At 65.5% G+C, this 281-nt stretch carries 1 protein-coding gene; it reads left to right on the forward strand.

The annotated features are described in order from the left end of the window. A partial coding sequence (locus ACLI50_RS22625) for a methyltransferase (RefSeq protein ID WP_411414685.1) occupies positions 1-281 on the forward strand: 281 nt, incomplete at both ends.

Raw genomic sequence — 281 nt, forward strand, 5'->3', positions numbered from 1 at the left:
TGGCGGCGTCGCAGCCGATGATCTCGCAGCAGGTTTTGTCGGCTTATTCGTTCCGCGGACATCGCTGTCTGCTCGACATCGGTGGCGGCGACGGCTCCTTCATCGCCGCCGTCGCGGTGCAGGCACCAAAGCTGCGATTCGTGCTGTTCGATCTGCCCGCGGTAGTCGACCAGGCCAGCGAACGCTTTCGCACCGCGGGTCTGTCATCACGCGCGGTCGCGATCGGGGGGAATTTCCTTGCGAACCCTCTCCCCGAGGGCGCCGATGTCGTCTCGCTGGTG

The sequence above is a fragment of the Chryseobacterium cupriresistens genome, from assembly GCF_046614675.1.
Lineage (GTDB): Bacteria > Bacteroidota > Bacteroidia > Flavobacteriales > Weeksellaceae > Chryseobacterium > Chryseobacterium cupriresistens.